Genomic DNA, 254 nt, shown 5'->3' on the forward strand with positions numbered 1-254 from the left:
CTGGCTAAGCCAGGCTCAATCAAGCCGCACACCCAGTTCGAGTCAGAAGTTTACGTTCTGTCTAAAGACGAAGGTGGTCGCCATACTCCGTTCTTCAAAGGCTATCGTCCACAGTTCTACTTCCGTACAACTGACGTAACCGGCTCAGTAGAGCTGCCAGAAGGCGTTGAAATGGTAATGCCAGGCGACAACATCAAAATGGTTGTTACCCTGATCCACCCAATCGCAATGGACGAAGGTCTGCGCTTCGCAAT

General features: G+C 50.8%; 1 pseudogene. It reads left to right on the plus strand.

From position 1 onward, the window contains the following. A pseudogene (gene tuf / locus HFD87_RS22805) lies at window positions 1–254 on the plus strand (elongation factor Tu); the annotation flags it as partial.

Source organism: Pantoea sp. EKM21T (assembly GCF_011800405.1).
GTDB lineage: Bacteria > Pseudomonadota > Gammaproteobacteria > Enterobacterales > Enterobacteriaceae > Pantoea > Pantoea agglomerans.